Origin of the sequence: Delftia sp. JD2 (assembly GCF_001682645.1) — a bacterium.
In the GTDB taxonomy this organism is placed as follows: domain Bacteria; phylum Pseudomonadota; class Gammaproteobacteria; order Burkholderiales; family Burkholderiaceae_C; genus Comamonas; species Comamonas acidovorans.
Map to the genome: position 1 here is coordinate 12,522 of NZ_LFJT01000077.1, position 15,128 is coordinate 27,649.

The window sequence follows — 15,128 nt, forward strand, 5'->3', positions numbered from 1 at the left end:
CCAATGAACTTGCCCAATCCAGCCACCTCTGCCGTGACACCGGCCCCCGTCGTCCAGCGTGTCCGCCATTCCTTCCGCGCCCGCCATGTGCAATTGCTCTCGCGCGAACAGCCCAGCCCCGGCTTTGTCCGCCTGACCCTGGGCGGTCCCGATCTGGAGGACTTCGTGAGCGCCGGCTTTGACGACCACGTCAAGCTCATCCTGCCGCAGGCCGGGCGCGAACTGCCCGCGCTTCCCGTGCTGCTCGATGGCCGCCCGACCTTCGTGGAGGACGAGCGCCCCACCTTGCGCGACTACACGCCGCTGCGCTACGACGCCGCGCGCCAGAACCTCATCATGGATTTCGCGCTGCACGATGCCGGCCCCGCCACCGAATGGGCGCTGACCGCCCCGCTGGGCCAGTGGGTGGGCCTGGCCGGTCCGCGCGGCAGCCTGGTGATCTCGGCCAACCTGCCATGGCATTGGCTGTTCGGCGACGAGACCGCCATGCCCGCCATCGAGCGGCGCCTGGCCGAGCTGCCCGCCGGCAGCCGCGCCGTGGTGCGCGTGCAGCTGCGCAACCCGGCCGACCGCCGCCAGTGGAGCAGCACGGCCCGGCTGGACTGCGACTGGGTCGAATCGCTGGCCGACGCCGTGCAGGCGCTGGAGCTGCCCCAGGACGACGGCTATATCTGGGCGGCGGGCGAGCACAGCGCCATGGCCGAGCTGCGTCGCCTGCTGCTGGCCAAGGGCGCATCGCCCAAGCGCATGCGCGTGGCCTCTTACTGGAAGCAGGGCACGGCCGACCACCATGAAGACCTGAACGATCCCAGCTGACCTGCCTGGAGAAAAGAACGGGAGTACAGACGAAAAAAAGCCCACCGAAGTGGGCTTTTTTTCGTGGTGGTTGCGCGAGAAGGATTTGAACCTCCGACCTTTGGGTTATGAGCCCAACGAGCTACCAGACTGCTCCATCGCGCGGTAATCCGCAGTAATTTCGTTTTCGCTGCATTTTCTGCAGCGAAGAAGTGAACTATAACCGATATCTTTCCGTCACGCAACTGCGATAGGCGCGAAACATGCGTGCCAGGGCGGCAGCCACTGCTCGGTATAGTGCTCACCCCATGGCCAAAGACAAAACCACGTTCATCTGCAATGCCTGCGGAGGCACCAGCCCGCGCTGGCTGGGCAAGTGCCCGGCCTGCGGGGCCTGGAACTCGCTGATCGAGGCCGTTGCCGAGCCTGCGAGCGCGGGCAAGAACCGGCTCAGCCAGCCCCAGGGCTATGCGGGCCTGGCCAATGTCCAGGCCGTGATGCCGCTGTCGGCCATCGAGGCCCAGGACGTGGCGCGCACGCCCAGCGGCATCGAGGAGCTGGACCGCGTGCTGGGAGGCGGCATTGTCGAAGGCGGCGTGGTGCTGATTGGTGGCGATCCCGGCATCGGCAAGTCCACCCTGCTGCTGCAGGCCATGGACGCGCTGCACCGCGTCGGCCTGCCCACGCTATATGTCACGGGCGAGGAAAGCGGTGCCCAGGTTGCGCTGCGCTCGCGCCGCCTGGGGCTGGAGGCCAGCCAGGTCAACGTGCTGGCCGAGATCCAGCTGGAGAAGATCCTCGCCACCATGGAGGCCACCCAGCCGGCCGTGGTCGTCATCGACTCCATACAGACCGTGTACTCGGACCAGCTGTCCTCGGCGCCGGGCTCGGTGGCCCAGGTGCGCGAATGCGCGGCCCACCTCACGCGCGCGGCCAAGACCACGGGCATCACCGTGATCCTGGTCGGCCATGTGACCAAGGAAGGCGCACTGGCCGGACCGCGCGTGCTGGAGCACATGGTGGACACGGTGCTGTACTTCGAGGGCGACACGCACAGCAACTTCCGCCTGGTGCGCGCCATCAAGAACCGCTTTGGCGCCGTCAACGAGATCGGCGTCTTCGCCATGACGGAGAAGGGCCTCAAGGGCGTGACCAACCCCAGCGCCATCTTCCTGTCCCAGCACAGCGAGCCCGTGCCCGGCTCCTGCGTGCTGGTCACGCTGGAGGGCACGCGCCCCATGCTGGTGGAGATACAGGCCCTGGTCGATCAGGGCGGCCCCGCGCCCCGGCGCCTGTCCGTGGGCCTGGACCGCGACCGGCTGGCCATGCTGCTGGCCGTGCTCAGCCGCCACGCGGGTGTGGCATGCGCGGACCAGGATGTGTTCGTCAACGCCGTGGGCGGCGTGCGCATCAGCGAGCCTGCGGCCGACCTGGCCGTCATGCTTTCCATCACCTCCAGCCTGCGTGGCCGCGCCCTGCCCAAGGGATTCCTCGCCTTTGGCGAAGTGGGCCTGGCCGGCGAAGTGCGCCCCGCGCCGCGCGGCCAGGAGCGCCTGAAGGAAGCGGCCAAGCTGGGCTTCACCATGGCCGTGGTACCAAAGGCCAATGCGCCCAAGAAGGCCATCCCGGGTCTGACCGTTCATGCCGTCGAACGCGTGGACGAGGCCATGAACATCGTCCGAGGGATGGGCTGACACTCTTGCCGAGCGCATTGCGGGGGCATACGCACTGTCCGCAGCGGCCCTGCGGCGCCTCCATAAGACAATCGGCGCCATGAATTTGCGCAATATCCTGATTCCTCTGGGCCTGCTCGTACTGCTGGTGGCTGCGCACCAGTCCTATGGCTGGATGGGTGTGGTCGCCGTGGGCGGCGGCATCATGATGTGGCTGCTGCTGCATTTCACGCGGCTGATGTCCATCATGAGGAAGGCCGCGGACCGGCCCATGGGCTATGTGGGCAGCGCCGTCATGCTCAACGTCAAGCTCAAGCCCAAGGTCTCGCTGATGCACGTGGTGGCCATGACGCGCTCCCTGGGTGAGCGCCTGTCCGAGGAGGGCCAGCAGCCCGAGATCTACCGCTGGACCGACGGCACGCAGTCGCATGTGACCTGCGAGTTCAAGAGTGGCCGTCTCATGAAGTGGACCCTGGTACGCCCCACGCCCGAGCCCGAGCCGGCGTCTGCGGCCCCCGAGGCAGCCCCTGCGCCCTAAAATACCGGGTTGGTGTTCTGTTCAATACCCCCAAGGATGTTCCTATGAGCCCCGTTGTTCCCTCGATGGCCGACCGTGACGGCAAGATCTGGATGGATGGCCAGCTGGTGGACTGGCGCGATGCCAAGATCCATGTGCTGACCCACACGCTGCACTACGGCTGCGGCGCATTCGAGGGCGTGCGGGCCTACAAGTCCGAACAGGGCACGGCCATCTTCCGCCTGGAAGACCACACCAAGCGCCTGTTCAACAGCGCCAAGATCCTGCGCATGCAGATCCCGTTCACCCAGGAAGCGGTGAACCAGGCCCAGGTCGAGGTCGTGCGCGCCAACCAGCTGGAATCGTGCTACCTGCGCCCGCTGACCTGGATCGGCGACCGCAAGCTGGGCGTCTCCCCCAAGGGCAACACCATCCACCTGATGGTCGCGGCCTGGGCCTGGGGCGCCTACCTGGGCGAGGAAGGCATGCAGCGCGGCATCCGCGTGAAGATCTCCAGCTTCACGCGCCACCATGTGAACATCACCATGAGCCAGGCCAAGGCGGTGAGCAACTACACCAACTCCATCCTGGCCAACACCGAGGCACTGGACGACGGCTACGACGAGGCCATCCTGCTGGACGCCTCGGGCTTCGTCTCCGAAGGCTCGGGCGAGAACATCTTCGTCATCAAGGATGGCGTGGTCTACACGCCCGACCTGTCGGCCGGCGCGCTCAACGGCATCACGCGCAACACCGTGATGCACATCTGCAAGGACCTGGGCCTGGAAGTGGTGCAAAAGCGCATCACGCGCGACGAGCTGTACATCGCCGACGAAGTCTTCTTCACCGGCACGGCCGCCGAAGTCACGCCCATCCGCGAGGTGGACCGCATCGAGATCGGCGCGGGCAGCCGCGGCCCTCTCACCGAAAAGATCCAGCAGGCCTTCTTTGACATCGTCAACGGCCGCAACCCCAAGTACGCCCATTGGCTGACTCGGGTCTGAACATCCCTAGAGACCCACGAAAGAGATAAGCAAGCATGACAACGAATGCCACCGTCGAACTGGCGGCCAAGGACCTCAACGCCCAGGGCGGCGTGTTCTGCCCCAGCCCCAAGGCCGACATGAAGCTGTGGAACAGCCATCCCAAGGTCTACCTGGACGTGGCCCACACCGGCGAAGCCAAGTGCCCCTACTGCGGCACGCTGTACCGCCTGAAAGCCGGCGAAGTCTTCGCAGGCGGGCATTGAACAAAGCGGGCCTCGGCCCGCCTTTTTTGTTTCAGGATGCTGCCGGCCGCAATTGCAAAGCCTGGTCCCAAAGACTGCCTGGAACAGCACCGCCATGCAGTGCCTGCATCTCGGCAAAGTGACGGCGTTCGCCTCCACGCAGCTTGACCAGAGGGGCAACGCTGGCAGCCGCTGGCACCAGGCACAGTTGTGGGTAGAGCAAATACCATTTCCAGCGGAGGGCTCGGTGGTAGATGAAGGCCGTGTCTTCGGCCTTGTACAGCACCAGTTGGCCATGGGTCTGACGGCGCAGCACCTGCTGGGCCGCGATATGGCACAGCAAGTAGTCTGGGTCGGGGATCCCCTGTCGAGTGGCTTCCCAACTCGGGTCTGCCTGGGCACGTTCCAGGTACTTCTGCGTACCCTCAATGACCAGCGCTTGGTGGAACTCCTGCTGCCAGGCTGTCACGAAGGACGAACCTGCTGGCGCGCCAAACAGCCAGTTTTCAATCACTGGGTATTCAGGGTTCTGGGTGAAACCTTCCAGATAAAAGCCGACGAACTCGGCCGGACCTCGGGCAGGCAACATCCAGTCCAGCGAGCGGGTCAGCAAAATGCTGGCATCCAGCCAGAAGCCTCCATGGCGTGCAACCAGATACAAGCGGATCCAGTCGGCTTGCTTGGTGGGGGATAATCGCGCGAAATTTTCGGGCAGCGCCTCTTCTGGAACGTGCTGACCCCGGTTCCCCGGATGTACCAGATGGACTGCATATCCGGGGCAGTTCACACGCCAGCTCTGGATGCAGGACAGCACGAAGGCATCGGGCTCCGGGTGATTCCAGTACGTCCAGATCGTTTTCGGGATTTCCGCTGCAAGACCATCGGCTGCCGGGGGCGATGGGGGCAGCTGCAAGGGCGCAGGCATGGTGTAATCTGCGCCGATTTTGGAAGGCGCCGCCCAGCGATGGAGCAGCCTGAATAAGACCGCAGGAATTTTTTTCATGAGCGGATGGAAAGCGGAATGCCCGCATTTTGGGGCAGAAAGTTGCGGTCTTGATGAGATTTGACAAGTCGAAGCTGCCAGGGCTCCTCACGACCCTGGCCGCTATTTTGGTGCCCGGGCTGGCCTTGTGGCTGCGCTCGGGCTATTCCTATGGCGCCGGCCTCATGGTCCTGGGCGCCCTGTGTTTTCTGCCTCGCTGGGTCAGATACCGGCAGTCCAACGGCACCTGGCTGCTGGTCGCGCTGTTCATGGGCATGGCGGTGATGTGGTACTTCCTGTCCGTGCTGGACGGGGGCACCGGGCAGTTCGACCGGCCCGTGAAATTCATCCTGGGCGCGGTCAGCCTGCTGTTCGCCATGTGCTATCCGCCCACGGCGCGGATCTTCCTGTGGGGCATTCCGCTGGGCAGCGCAGGCGCGGGCTTCATGGCCCTGTGGCAGGTCTGCGTGCTGGGCATGGAACGGGCCACGGGTTACACCAATGCCATCCAGTGGGGCAACATGGCCTTGCTGCTGGGCTGCTTCTCCTGCATCTATGCCGTGTCCTTCTGGCACCAGCGCTCCCTGCTTTGGCGCCTGCTGGTGCTGGCGGCTGCCGCGCTGGGGGCGCTGGCTTCGCTGCTGTCGGGCTCGCGCGGCGGGTGGCTGGCGCTGTTGCCGATGTTCTTCATGCTGATGGTGCTGGTGCGCATGTACCGCCCGCAGTACTTCGGGCGCCTGTTGCTGGGCTGCGCTGCAATTGTGGTGGCGCTGGCCACCGTGATGGCCTTCATCCCGCGCGTCAGCGAGCGCGTGGATGAGGTCTACCTGGATGTGAGCACCTACCTTCATGCCGGCAACTCCAACACCTCGCTGGGCACCCGGCTGGAGCAGTACCGGCTGGCCGTGCAGATGATCGGCGAGAAGCCCCTGCTGGGCTGGGGCATGCAGGGCTATGTGGACGAGATGCACCGGCGCGTGGACGCTGGCAGCTATGGCCAGTCCATCCGCGAATACAACTTCATCCACAACGACTTCCTGGACATCTGGGTCAAGCTCGGCGTGCCGGGCGTGCTGCTGCAGGCGGCGCTGTTCATCTCGCTGCTGTGGCTGTTCTGGCCCTCGCGGCGGCGCATGGCGCTGTGGCCTGCGGACAGCACCCCCTGGCGCGAGGCCCTGCTGCTGCGTATCCTGGGCAGCCTGATGCCAGCCATGTACCTGGCGTTCGGCATGTCACAGCAATTTTTCGTGCACAACAGCGGCATCGTCTTCTTCGTCTTCCTCGTGGTGGCCCTGTGGTCATCGCTGCACGGCCTGGAGAGGGCCAGCGGAGCCGTGCGGTGACGGAGTGCGCCACCACCGCCCGGCCCCGGGTGCTGCACTTCGTGACGGGCGGCTTCTCGGGTGCCACCCAGGTGGCGGTGGATCTGGTGTCGGCGCACCGCGCGTCGGGCCGCTTCGACGCCAGGCTGGTGCTGCGGCGCAAGCGCAATACCTCCGATGAACGCGTGCAGAAGCTGCGCGACGGCGGCATCGATGTCGACGTGGTCGCCGGCTGGTCCCATGCCGCCACCGTCTGGCAGCTGCGCCGCATCTGCCTGGACTTTCGGCCGGACATCGTGGTTGCCCATGGTTTCAGCGACCACCTCTGGGGCCGCTTTGCCGCGCTGTGGGCCGGCGTGCCCTGCCTGGTGCATGTGGAACACAACTCGCGCGAGCGCTACACGCGCTGGCGGCTGGCGCAGGCCCTGTGGCTGACCGAGCGCACGGCCGCCATCGTCGGCTGCTCCGAAGGCGTGCGCCAGAGTCTGCAGGACCGTGGATTTCCTGCCGCCAAGCTGATGGCCATCAGCAACGGCATCCGGCCCGAGCCCTATCTGCAGGAGCCGCCACCCTTGCTGCAGCGCCGCCCGGACATCGTCATGGCCGCGCGCTTTGCGCGGCAAAAGGACCATGCCACCTTGCTGCGCGCGCTGGCCGTGCTGCGCCAGCGCGGCCTCAAGCCCACGCTGACCCTGGCCGGCGGCGGCAAGGCGCGCGCCCAGCAGGCGGCGCAGCGGCTCAGCGCCGAACTGGGCCTGCAGGACCAGGTGCAATTCATCGGCATGTGCAACGACGTGCCCGGCCTGCTGCGTGCGCACCGCGTCTGCGTGCTGTCCACGCACTACGAGGGCATGCCCCTGTCCCTGCTGGAAGGCATGGCGGCGGGCTGCGTGGTGGTGGGCAGCCGCGTGGTGGGCGTGCAGGAAGTGGTGCGGCCCGGCGACAACGGCCTGCTGGCCGCGCACGCCGACCCTGAATCGCTGGCCGACGCCCTGCAGCAGGCGCTGCAGGATGACGAGGCCGCTGTGCGCATGGCCGCCACCGCGCGGCAGGAAGCCCTGTCGCACTACAGCCTGCAGCGCATGACCGGCCAGTACGAAGACCTGTTCGCCCGCCTGCTGCAGGGGGAGCGTCCGTGACCTGGCTCAGCATCCTGGTGCCCGTCTACAACGTGCTGCCCTACCTGGAGGAATGCCTGCAGTCCGTCATGGACCAGGCCGATGCCGGCGTGCAGGTGCTGGTGCTGGACGACTGCTCCACCGATGGCTCCTGGGCCCTGATGCAGCAGCTGGACCAGCGCTGGCCCGGCCGCCTGCAGCTCATGCAGCACGAGCGCAATGCCGGCCTGAGCGCGGCGCGCAACACCATGATCGATGCGGCCACGGGCGACTACCTGTGGTTCCTGGACTCCGACGACAAGCTGCTGCCCGGCGCGATTGCCGGGCTGTCGGCCATCGTGAAACAACATGCGCCCGATGCCGTGCTCTGCGACTTCTCCGTCTGGCGCGAGGCCCCGCGCCTCAAGCACCGCCTGCGCGGCGAGGCGCACCGGCACAGCTTCCAGGGCCCCACGCTGCAATGTTCACAAGACCGGGGCGCCCTGCTGGCCGGCCTGCTGCGCACGGGGCAGCTGCATGCCTGGTCCAAGATCTCGCGCCGCAGCCTGTGGGATGCGGGCCTGCGCTTTCCTGCAGGCCGCTACTTCGAAGACATGATGACCATGCCGCAGATGGCGCTGCGCTGCGCCAGCTTCTACTACCACCCCCAGCCCTGGGTGGCCTACCGGCAGCGTGCCAACTCCATCCTCGCGTCCATGACGCCTGCCAAGGCGGCAGACCAGTCCGCCGCCCTGTGGCCCCTGGCGCAGGCCGTGCAAGCCCTGCAGGATGATGCGCTGCGCAACGACGGGCGCCTGCACTTCGCCTGGGCGCACCAGGCCGCGCGCAACCTCATCGGCGCCCTGCGCTTTCTCGACCGGCAGCGGGACATGCCGCCCGCGCAGCGGCAGGCGCTGGCGCAGCAGTTCCTGGCGGACTTCGGCCGCATCTCCCCGCTGTCCCTGCCGGCCCTGCGCCAGGCCTATCTGCGGCGCGGCTGGTGGCTGCGCGCATGGAAGCTGCGCAGCTGGGAGCGCCGCGCGCAGCAGCTGGGAACACCGGGAGCCCCTGCATGAGCGGCCTGAAACTGAAAACCCGGGGCGAGCTATGGTTGGCGGCGGGCATGCGCCGCTTCTACGCCACCTTCGCACGTCGCCTGGAGCAGGGCCCCGCGCCCGACTTCCGCAGCCATGACATCGGGCCTGCGGCGCCCGTGCCCGTCTCCACGCCCATACCCCGCATCATCTGGGCCTACTGGAATGGCGACTCGGTGCCGCTGCTCATACAGCGTTGCTTTGACAACTGGGCCCGCCTGAACCCCGGCTACAGCCTGCGCATCCTCAACGACGCGCAGCTGCCGCAATACGTGCCGCAGCTGCCCGGCAACCTGCAGCAGCTGCCCGTGGCCAAGCGCTCGGACTGGCTGCGCCTGGAATTGCTGCACCGCCATGGCGGCATCTGGCTGGATGCCAGCACCATCCTCACCGAGCCACTGGACTGGCTGCTGGAGCAGCAGCAACGCAGCGGCGCCGACCTGGTCGCCTACTACCTGGAGCGTTACACCCGCGACCCGCAGGTGCCCGTGGTCGAGAACTGGCTCATGGCCGCGCCCCCGGGCAGCGCCTTCATCGCCGCACTGCACAAGGAATACGTGGAGCAGGTCCTGCCGCAGACGGGCGAGGCCTATATCGCCCAGCTCCAGCAGGCCGGCGATTACGAGCAACTGCGCCAGGGCATCGACATGCCCGCCTACCTCAGCATGCACCTGGCCATGCAGCGCGTGCTGCGCGCCGGTGGCAGCTACCGGCTGCGGCTGGCCAAGGCCGAGGACGGCCCCTTCTTCCTGCACGTGCAGGGTAACTGGGGCCGCACCCCGCTCAAGATCCGCCTGATGTTCTCGCGCGCCGAACAGGCGCCCGTGCCGCTGATCAAGCTGCGCGCCCCCGACCGCAAGAAGCTGGACTTCTACCTGGAGCGCGGCCTCTACGTGCCCGGCAGCATCGCCGACCGCTACCTGCGGGGCTGAATCCCGCTCATCGCCTTCCATGGCGAGCCAGAGCTGTCTGCGACGATGTGCCCGATCCGGTGCACCATCATCGTGGGATTGCGTTTGAATGGGGGAGATGCATATGCACCAGGACTACGCCATCCTGAAGCGCCAGGACAATATCGATGCGTATTTCAAAGATATAGAGAAGATATACGTCTCCAATGGCTGGGGCAGCAGCTATCCGGAAGGCCTGCTTCGTCAGATGTACAGTGCCTCCTACTACCTGCTGGCGACGACCACCAGCGGTGCTGTCGGCTTCCTGCGCGGCTTCACCGACGGCGCCATGGTCACGCACCTCAGTGAAATCGTCGTGGACCCCGGGCTGCAGCGGCGGGGTATCGGCAGGCTCCTCATGCAGAAATTCCTGCAGGATATTGGCCACACCACCATTTATGCAGAGGCCCTCAATCCTCAGGCTGCCCTGCTTTTGCAGCGGCATGGGTTTGGCGAAAACCGGAATCTGAGGGTGTACTCGAGGACAAAAACGCTTGGCTGACCCGTCGCCGAGCACTGCACGCACCGCACAGCCAGCGATCAAACGGGTATGGCTGCCAGGGCTCGGCTGGCCGGCCCGCCCTGGCCCCGTTAAACTGGCCGCAAGCCGAAAGGCCCGGTGCGTAGAAACACCTTTGAACCAGCGTGCAGCCCCCACCGTAAAGCGGGGCTTTGTCATACCCAATTTCAGGATGTGCGCTTGCGCACGTCCGCAAGTTATGGGGTGTGGTGGGGGCTACCCGTAAGGATGTCCGCATGGCTGGTTCCATGTTTCTAACCGCCACACTCCACCCGTTGTGCGTAGAAACGCAGCGCGTGGTTCTTCAGTCTCAACCAGGAGCTGCAGCTATGAACGTATTCACCTTGTCCGGCCTTTTCCGACAGGAGGGCTGACCCCATGACATCCCGCAAAAACACTGCCGACGCGGCAGTGCAGGCGCAGCCTTTGCCCAAGCGGTCGCAAGCCGCAAGGCCTTCCGACTGGCCCAGCGCGTGGCAGGCCATGCATGTCTGTCTGGTCGTCATCGAGGGGAGGCTGGTCACCCTGGCCGAGGTCTGTGGCAAAAAGCCCGACCGCAAGGCCCGCCAGTTCGACGTGGAATGCGCGGTGGAGCTGGCGCTGGCGCACATACGCCGCATGCGCGCCGACCCGCCGGACAGCCACCAGGCGTTCGAGCAGCAGTGGCACCTGGCGTCCTGCGCCATCGAACTGGCCGATGGCGCCTACCGCTTCCCCCGCTCGCGCTACGGCCGCCTGCTCAAGCGCACCCGCTGGCATTTCGACCTGCTCAGGGATCTTGTGGAACGTGTGGAGTGGCAGCACCGGCGCGGCTGAGCCGCAGGCGGCAGCTCAGGCCAGCGGCAGCCGCAGCACGAAGCAGGCGCCCGGCTGGCCGTCGGCGCGGCCTTCGCAGTGCACGCTGCCGCCGTGGCGCTGGGCGATGGAGCGCACCAGGGCGAGGCCCAGGCCCACGCCGCCCGAGCGCTCGCTGGCGCCGGGCAGGCGGAAGAACTTCTCGAAGATGCGCTCGCGGTGGGCCGGCGCCACGCCGGGGCCGTGGTCGCAGATGCGGATCTCGGCCATGGCGTCCTGGCGCGCCAGCTCCAGCGTGATGGCGCCCTGGCTGTAGCGGCGCGCGTTCTCCAGCAGGTTGCGCACGGCGCGGCGCAGCAGCTTGGAGATGCCGGGCACTTCCAGCGCGTCGGTGGACTGCAGGTCCAGGTCGGCATCCACGCGCGCGCATTCCTCGGCGGCCAGGCCGATCAGGTCCACGGGCTCGATCGTGCCCACGTCGCCCTCATAGGTCTCCAGCCGGCTGGCCAGCAGGATCTCGTCCACCAGCTGGTCCAGCTCGCTGATGTTGCGCTGGATCTCGGCGCGCGCGCGGGCGCTGGCCGGGTCGTCGCCCATGAATTCCAGGCCCATGCGGATGCGCGTCAGCGGCGAGCGCAGCTCGTGCGAGGCATTGGCCAGCAGCGATTTGTGCGAGGTCACCAGGGTCTCGATGCGCGCGGCGGCGGCGTTGAACTGGTGGGCCAGGTCGGCCACCTCGTCGCTGCCGTGCTCGGGCACGCGCACCGACAGGTCGCCCTCGCCAAAGCGCTTGACGCCGCGCTGCAGGTTCTCCAGCCGCTTGAGCAGGCGGCGGATGATGGGGAACACGCCCACGGCCACGGCCACGCCCACCAGGCCCAGCAGCCACAGAAAGCCGAAGGGCGGGCGCAGCCAGAAGGCGGCTGCGCCGTCGTGCGGCGGGCGGTCGCCGCGCGGCGGGCGCGGCGCCATGTGCAGCATGTAGGTCTGGCCGTCCGTGCCTTCGATCTCGAAGCGCAGGCCCTCTTCAGGCGGGCCGGGCAGGCGCCGGGCGCGGCCCTGGGCGATGACCTTGCCGTCCGCATCGCGCATGGCCACGTCGCGCGAGGGCGGCGAGCTGGCGCTTTGCACGTTCTGCGCGTTCTGCTCGGCCGCGATCTGCCAGGCCCAGGCCACCGTCAGCGTGAGCACGGCCACGCCGCCCACCACGGCCAGCCAGATGCGCAGGTACAGGCGCTGGGAGAAGAGGGACAGCAGCTTCATTCGCTTGGCTAGTCTTGTTGCTTGGCGAAGACGTAGCCCACGCCGCGCACCGTGAGGATGCGCTTGGGCGCCTTGGGGTCGGCCTCGATGGCGGCGCGGATGCGGCCCATGTGCACGTCGATGGAGCGGTCGAAGGCCTCCAGCTCGCGGCCGCGCACGGCCTCCATGATCTGGTCGCGCGTGAGCACGCGGCCCGCGCGCTCGGCCAGCGTGACCAGCAGGTCGAACTGGTAGGAGGTCAGCTCGCAGGGCTGGCCCGCCACGGTGACGCTGCGCGCGTCGCGGTCGATCTCCAGGCTGCCGAAGCGCAGTGCCGTGGTCGGCTGGCCTGCGGCCGAGCCCTCGCCGCCGCCGCCGCGCCGGCGCAGGATGGCGCGGATGCGCGCCAGCAGCTCGCGCGGCTCGAAGGGCTTGGGCAGGTAGTCGTCGGCGCCGATCTCCAGGCCGATGATGCGGTCCATGGGGTCTCCCTTGGCCGTGAGCATCAGCACCGGCACCTGGGCTGCGGGGCCGGGCAGGGCGCGGATGCGCCGGCAGACCTCCAGGCCGTCCATGTCGGGCAGCATGAGGTCGAGGATGACGAGGTCGGGCAGGTCGGCGCCCGGCACGCCGTCGGCGGGCTGCAGCTGCTCCAGGCCGCTGCGGGCATCACCCATGTGCGTGACCTGCAGGCCGTTGTTGCCCAGGTAGTCACCCACCATCTGCGCGAGGCGGGTGTCGTCTTCGATCATCAGAAGATGGTGCGTACTCATGGAGGGCAGTGTATTCATGCTGGGGCCTGGCGTCGTATTGCGACGATGCTCGCAGCGCCCGGTCAGCCGTGCTTGTCGCTTGCGTAAAGTTCGGTAAAACAGCGCAGCCTGCGGACAGCCGCTCAACTGCCGCGTTGCGCGGGCCGCACCGCATGCACGCGCGAGGCCAGCGCGATCAGCACCAGCACGGGCAGGCCCAGCAGGGCCGTGGCCTGGAAGAAGCTCACGTAGCCATGCGCATCGACAAAGGCGCCCGAGAAGCCGGCCAGCCACTTGGGCGCCAGCAGCATCATGGAGCTGAACAGCGCGTACTGCGTGGCCGAGTACTGCACATTGGTCAGCCCCGACAGGTAGGCGATGAAGGCCGCCGAGGCGATGCCGCCGGCCAGGTTGTCCGCGCTCACCACCCAGACCAGCGCATTCACGTCATGGCCGCGCGTGGCCAGCCAGGCGAACAGCAGGTTGGTGGCGGCCGACAGCGCGGCGCCCAGCATCAGCACGCGCATCACGCCCCAGCGCATGGCCAGCGCCCCGCCCAGGAAGGCGCCCGCCAGCGTCATGATCACGCCGTACACCTTGGTCACGGCGGCCACCTCGTCCTTGGTGAAGCCCATGTCCACGTAGAAGGGGTTGGCCATGATGCCCATGACCACGTCGCTGATGCGGTAGATGGCGATCAGGCCGAGCACCAGCAGCGCCTGCCAGCGGTAGCGGCCCAGGAAGTCGGCAAAGGGCTCGACCAGCGCGCTGTGCAGCCACTCGGCCGCGTTGCGGGCAGGCGCCAGCGGGCGTGGCACCGGTTCCGGCGAGAGCAGCACGGTCAGCATGCCCACGGCCATGGAGGCGGCCATGGCCAGGTAGGCCACCTGCCAGGCGCCGCTCTGGTAGCCCGCCGTGCCCGCCACCTCGGCGCGGGCGGCCAGCCACAGCACGCCGGCGCCGGCCCAGATCATGGCCAGCCGGTAGCCGGTCTGGTAGGTGGCGGCCAGCGCGGCCTGGCGCTCGGTGTCGGCCGATTCGATGCGGTAGGCGTCCAGCGCAATGTCCTGCGTGGCCGAGCCGAAGGCCACGGCCAGCGCGCACCACACCAGCGGCGTGAGCGAGACGCGCGGATCATTGAACGCCATGCCGCACAGCCCGGCGACGATGAGCATCTGCGCGAACAGCAGCCAGCCGCGCCGCCGCCCCAGCCAGCGCGTGAGCAGCGGCAGCGGCATGCGGTCCACCAGCGGCGACCAGACCCACTTGAAGGCATAGGCCAGGCCCACCCAGCTGAGGTAGCCGATGGTGGTGCGGTCCACGCCGGCCTCGCGCAGCCAGAACGACAGCGTGCCCAGCACCAGCAGCAGCGGCAGGCCTGCCGAAAAACCCAGGGCCAGCATGCGCAGGCTGGCCGGCTCGGCATAGACGCGCAGGGTCTGGCCCCAGCTGCGGCGGGGCGTTTCGGCGGCGGTGGAGGGGGCGGAGGGGGTGGTGGTGGACGGCTCGGTCATGTTGTGCTGCGGCAGGCTGCGGCCATTATCGGGCCCATGGTGGCGCGGACTGGCGCGCGCTACCATCGCGGGCACAGGATGCCGCCATGGCCTACACCCTCTCTTCCCTCCACAGCGATGCCGCCGCGCAAGACGGCGCGGCCGATGCCACCGATACCGCCTTCGCGCCGCACAGCTCGGTGCGCAGCTACAGCGGCGAGCACCAGGCCCACGCCCACGGCCATGCGCAGATCCTCTATGCCCTGCAGGGCCGCATGGAGCTGGAGGTGGGCGGGCGCAGCGCCTTTGTGGACGCCGTCAGCGGCATGCTCATCCCCGCCGGCGTGGACCACGGCTACCTGGCGGCGCCGCGCTCGCGCGTGTTCGTCATCGATGCGCCCAGCGGCCCGGGGCTGGACCGGATGCGGCGCTTTTCCGTGCCACCGGCCCTGCGCGGCCGGGAGTCGGAAGGCCCGGCCACAGAGCAGCTGGCCCAGGTGCTGCAGGCGCCCGGCCTGCTGGCGCGCCGGGGGCTGGACCTGCAAGGGCTGGCCGCGCAGGTGCAGGCCGCGCTGCACGAGGACTGGCCCACGGCCCGGCTGGCCGCCCTGTGCCACATGAGCGCCCAGCGCTTTCACGCGCGCTTCGTGGAGCTGGCGGGCCAGCCG

At 67.8% G+C, this 15,128-nt stretch carries 16 protein-coding genes and 1 tRNA gene; 12 read left to right on the top strand and 5 right to left on the bottom strand.

Annotated elements, in window-relative coordinates; all coding sequences use genetic code 11:
- Positions 1–3: 3 nt before the first annotated feature.
- A complete protein-coding gene (locus tag ACM14_RS27130) occupies positions 4–816 on the top strand; it encodes a siderophore-interacting protein (protein ID WP_012202252.1) in 813 nt (270 codons plus the stop codon).
- 67 nt (positions 817–883) lie between these two features.
- Here the strand turns inward: ACM14_RS27130 and ACM14_RS27135 are convergent.
- A tRNA-Met gene (locus ACM14_RS27135) sits at positions 884–960 on the bottom strand.
- Positions 961–1,103: 143 nt separating this feature from the next.
- Between ACM14_RS27135 and radA the strand changes: the two genes are divergently transcribed.
- From radA to ACM14_RS27155, 4 genes are all read left to right on the top strand, one after another.
- Complete coding sequence (gene radA, locus ACM14_RS27140) at positions 1,104–2,489, top strand: DNA repair protein RadA (RefSeq protein WP_043821911.1); 1,386 nt, start codon at positions 1,104–1,106, stop codon at positions 2,487–2,489.
- Positions 2,490–2,568: 79 nt separating this feature from the next.
- Positions 2,569–3,006, top strand: a complete 438-nt coding sequence (locus ACM14_RS27145; RefSeq protein WP_012202254.1) for a hypothetical protein — start codon at positions 2,569–2,571, stop codon at positions 3,004–3,006.
- Between the two features lie 44 nt (positions 3,007–3,050).
- Entirely contained in the window at positions 3,051–3,989 is a 939-nt protein-coding gene (locus ACM14_RS27150) for a branched-chain amino acid transaminase (protein ID WP_034397818.1), read from the top strand.
- A gap of 35 nt (positions 3,990–4,024) precedes the next feature.
- Complete coding sequence (locus ACM14_RS27155) at positions 4,025–4,234, top strand: zinc-finger domain-containing protein (RefSeq protein ID WP_012202256.1); 210 nt, start codon at positions 4,025–4,027, stop codon at positions 4,232–4,234.
- Positions 4,235–4,265: 31 nt separating this feature from the next.
- On the opposite strand, the gene ACM14_RS27160 is transcribed toward ACM14_RS27155, so the two are convergent.
- Entirely contained in the window at positions 4,266–5,138 is an 873-nt protein-coding gene (locus ACM14_RS27160; protein ID WP_065347880.1) for a glycosyltransferase family 32 protein, read from the bottom strand.
- Between the two features lie 131 nt (positions 5,139–5,269).
- On the opposite strand from ACM14_RS27160, the gene ACM14_RS27165 reads away from it, so the two are divergent.
- The 6 genes from ACM14_RS27165 (at position 5,270) to ACM14_RS27190 (ending at position 10,994) form a co-directional block, all read left to right on the top strand.
- Positions 5,270–6,538 carry an O-antigen ligase gene (locus tag ACM14_RS27165; protein WP_063327727.1) on the top strand — a complete coding sequence of 423 codons (1,269 nt, stop codon included), beginning with the start codon at positions 5,270–5,272 and terminating at the stop codon, positions 6,536–6,538.
- Positions 6,535–7,656, top strand: a complete 1,122-nt coding sequence (locus ACM14_RS27170) for a glycosyltransferase (RefSeq protein WP_065347876.1) — start codon at positions 6,535–6,537, stop codon at positions 7,654–7,656. Before ACM14_RS27165 ends, ACM14_RS27170 begins: the two co-directional genes overlap by 4 nt.
- A complete protein-coding gene (locus ACM14_RS27175; protein WP_065347877.1) occupies positions 7,653–8,690 on the top strand; it encodes a glycosyltransferase family 2 protein in 1,038 nt (345 codons plus the stop codon). Before ACM14_RS27170 ends, ACM14_RS27175 begins: the two co-directional genes overlap by 4 nt.
- Positions 8,687–9,640 (top strand): glycosyltransferase family 32 protein, encoded by a 954-nt coding sequence (locus ACM14_RS27180; RefSeq protein ID WP_063327725.1) that lies wholly within the window; start codon positions 8,687–8,689, stop codon positions 9,638–9,640. Before ACM14_RS27175 ends, ACM14_RS27180 begins: the two co-directional genes overlap by 4 nt.
- Positions 9,641–9,743: 103 nt before the next feature.
- A complete protein-coding gene (locus ACM14_RS27185) occupies positions 9,744–10,160 on the top strand; it encodes a GNAT family N-acetyltransferase (protein ID WP_065347881.1) in 417 nt (138 codons plus the stop codon).
- A gap of 396 nt (positions 10,161–10,556) precedes the next feature.
- Positions 10,557–10,994, top strand: coding sequence for a hypothetical protein (locus ACM14_RS27190; protein ID WP_065347878.1), 438 nt, complete (start codon positions 10,557–10,559; stop codon positions 10,992–10,994).
- Between the two features lie 15 nt (positions 10,995–11,009).
- Here ACM14_RS27190 and ACM14_RS27195 read toward each other — a convergent pair whose 3' ends face one another.
- The 3 genes from ACM14_RS27195 to ACM14_RS27205 form a co-directional block, all read right to left on the bottom strand.
- Positions 11,010–12,236 carry an ATP-binding protein gene (locus ACM14_RS27195; RefSeq protein WP_013800196.1) on the bottom strand — a complete coding sequence of 409 codons (1,227 nt, stop codon included), beginning with the start codon at positions 12,234–12,236 and terminating at the stop codon, positions 11,010–11,012.
- An 8-nt stretch (positions 12,237–12,244) separates the two neighbouring features.
- Positions 12,245–13,006 (bottom strand): response regulator transcription factor, encoded by a 762-nt coding sequence (locus ACM14_RS27200; protein ID WP_043821893.1) that lies wholly within the window; start codon positions 13,004–13,006, stop codon positions 12,245–12,247.
- A gap of 104 nt (positions 13,007–13,110) precedes the next feature.
- On the bottom strand, positions 13,111–14,481 hold the full coding sequence (locus ACM14_RS27205; RefSeq protein ID WP_096914310.1) for an AmpG family muropeptide MFS transporter: 1,371 nt from the start codon (positions 14,479–14,481) through the stop codon (positions 13,111–13,113).
- Positions 14,482–14,567: 86 nt separating this feature from the next.
- Here ACM14_RS27205 and ACM14_RS27210 point away from each other — a divergent pair.
- The coding region (locus ACM14_RS27210) for a cupin domain-containing protein (RefSeq protein WP_065347879.1) at positions 14,568–15,128 on the top strand (561 nt) is incomplete at its 3' end.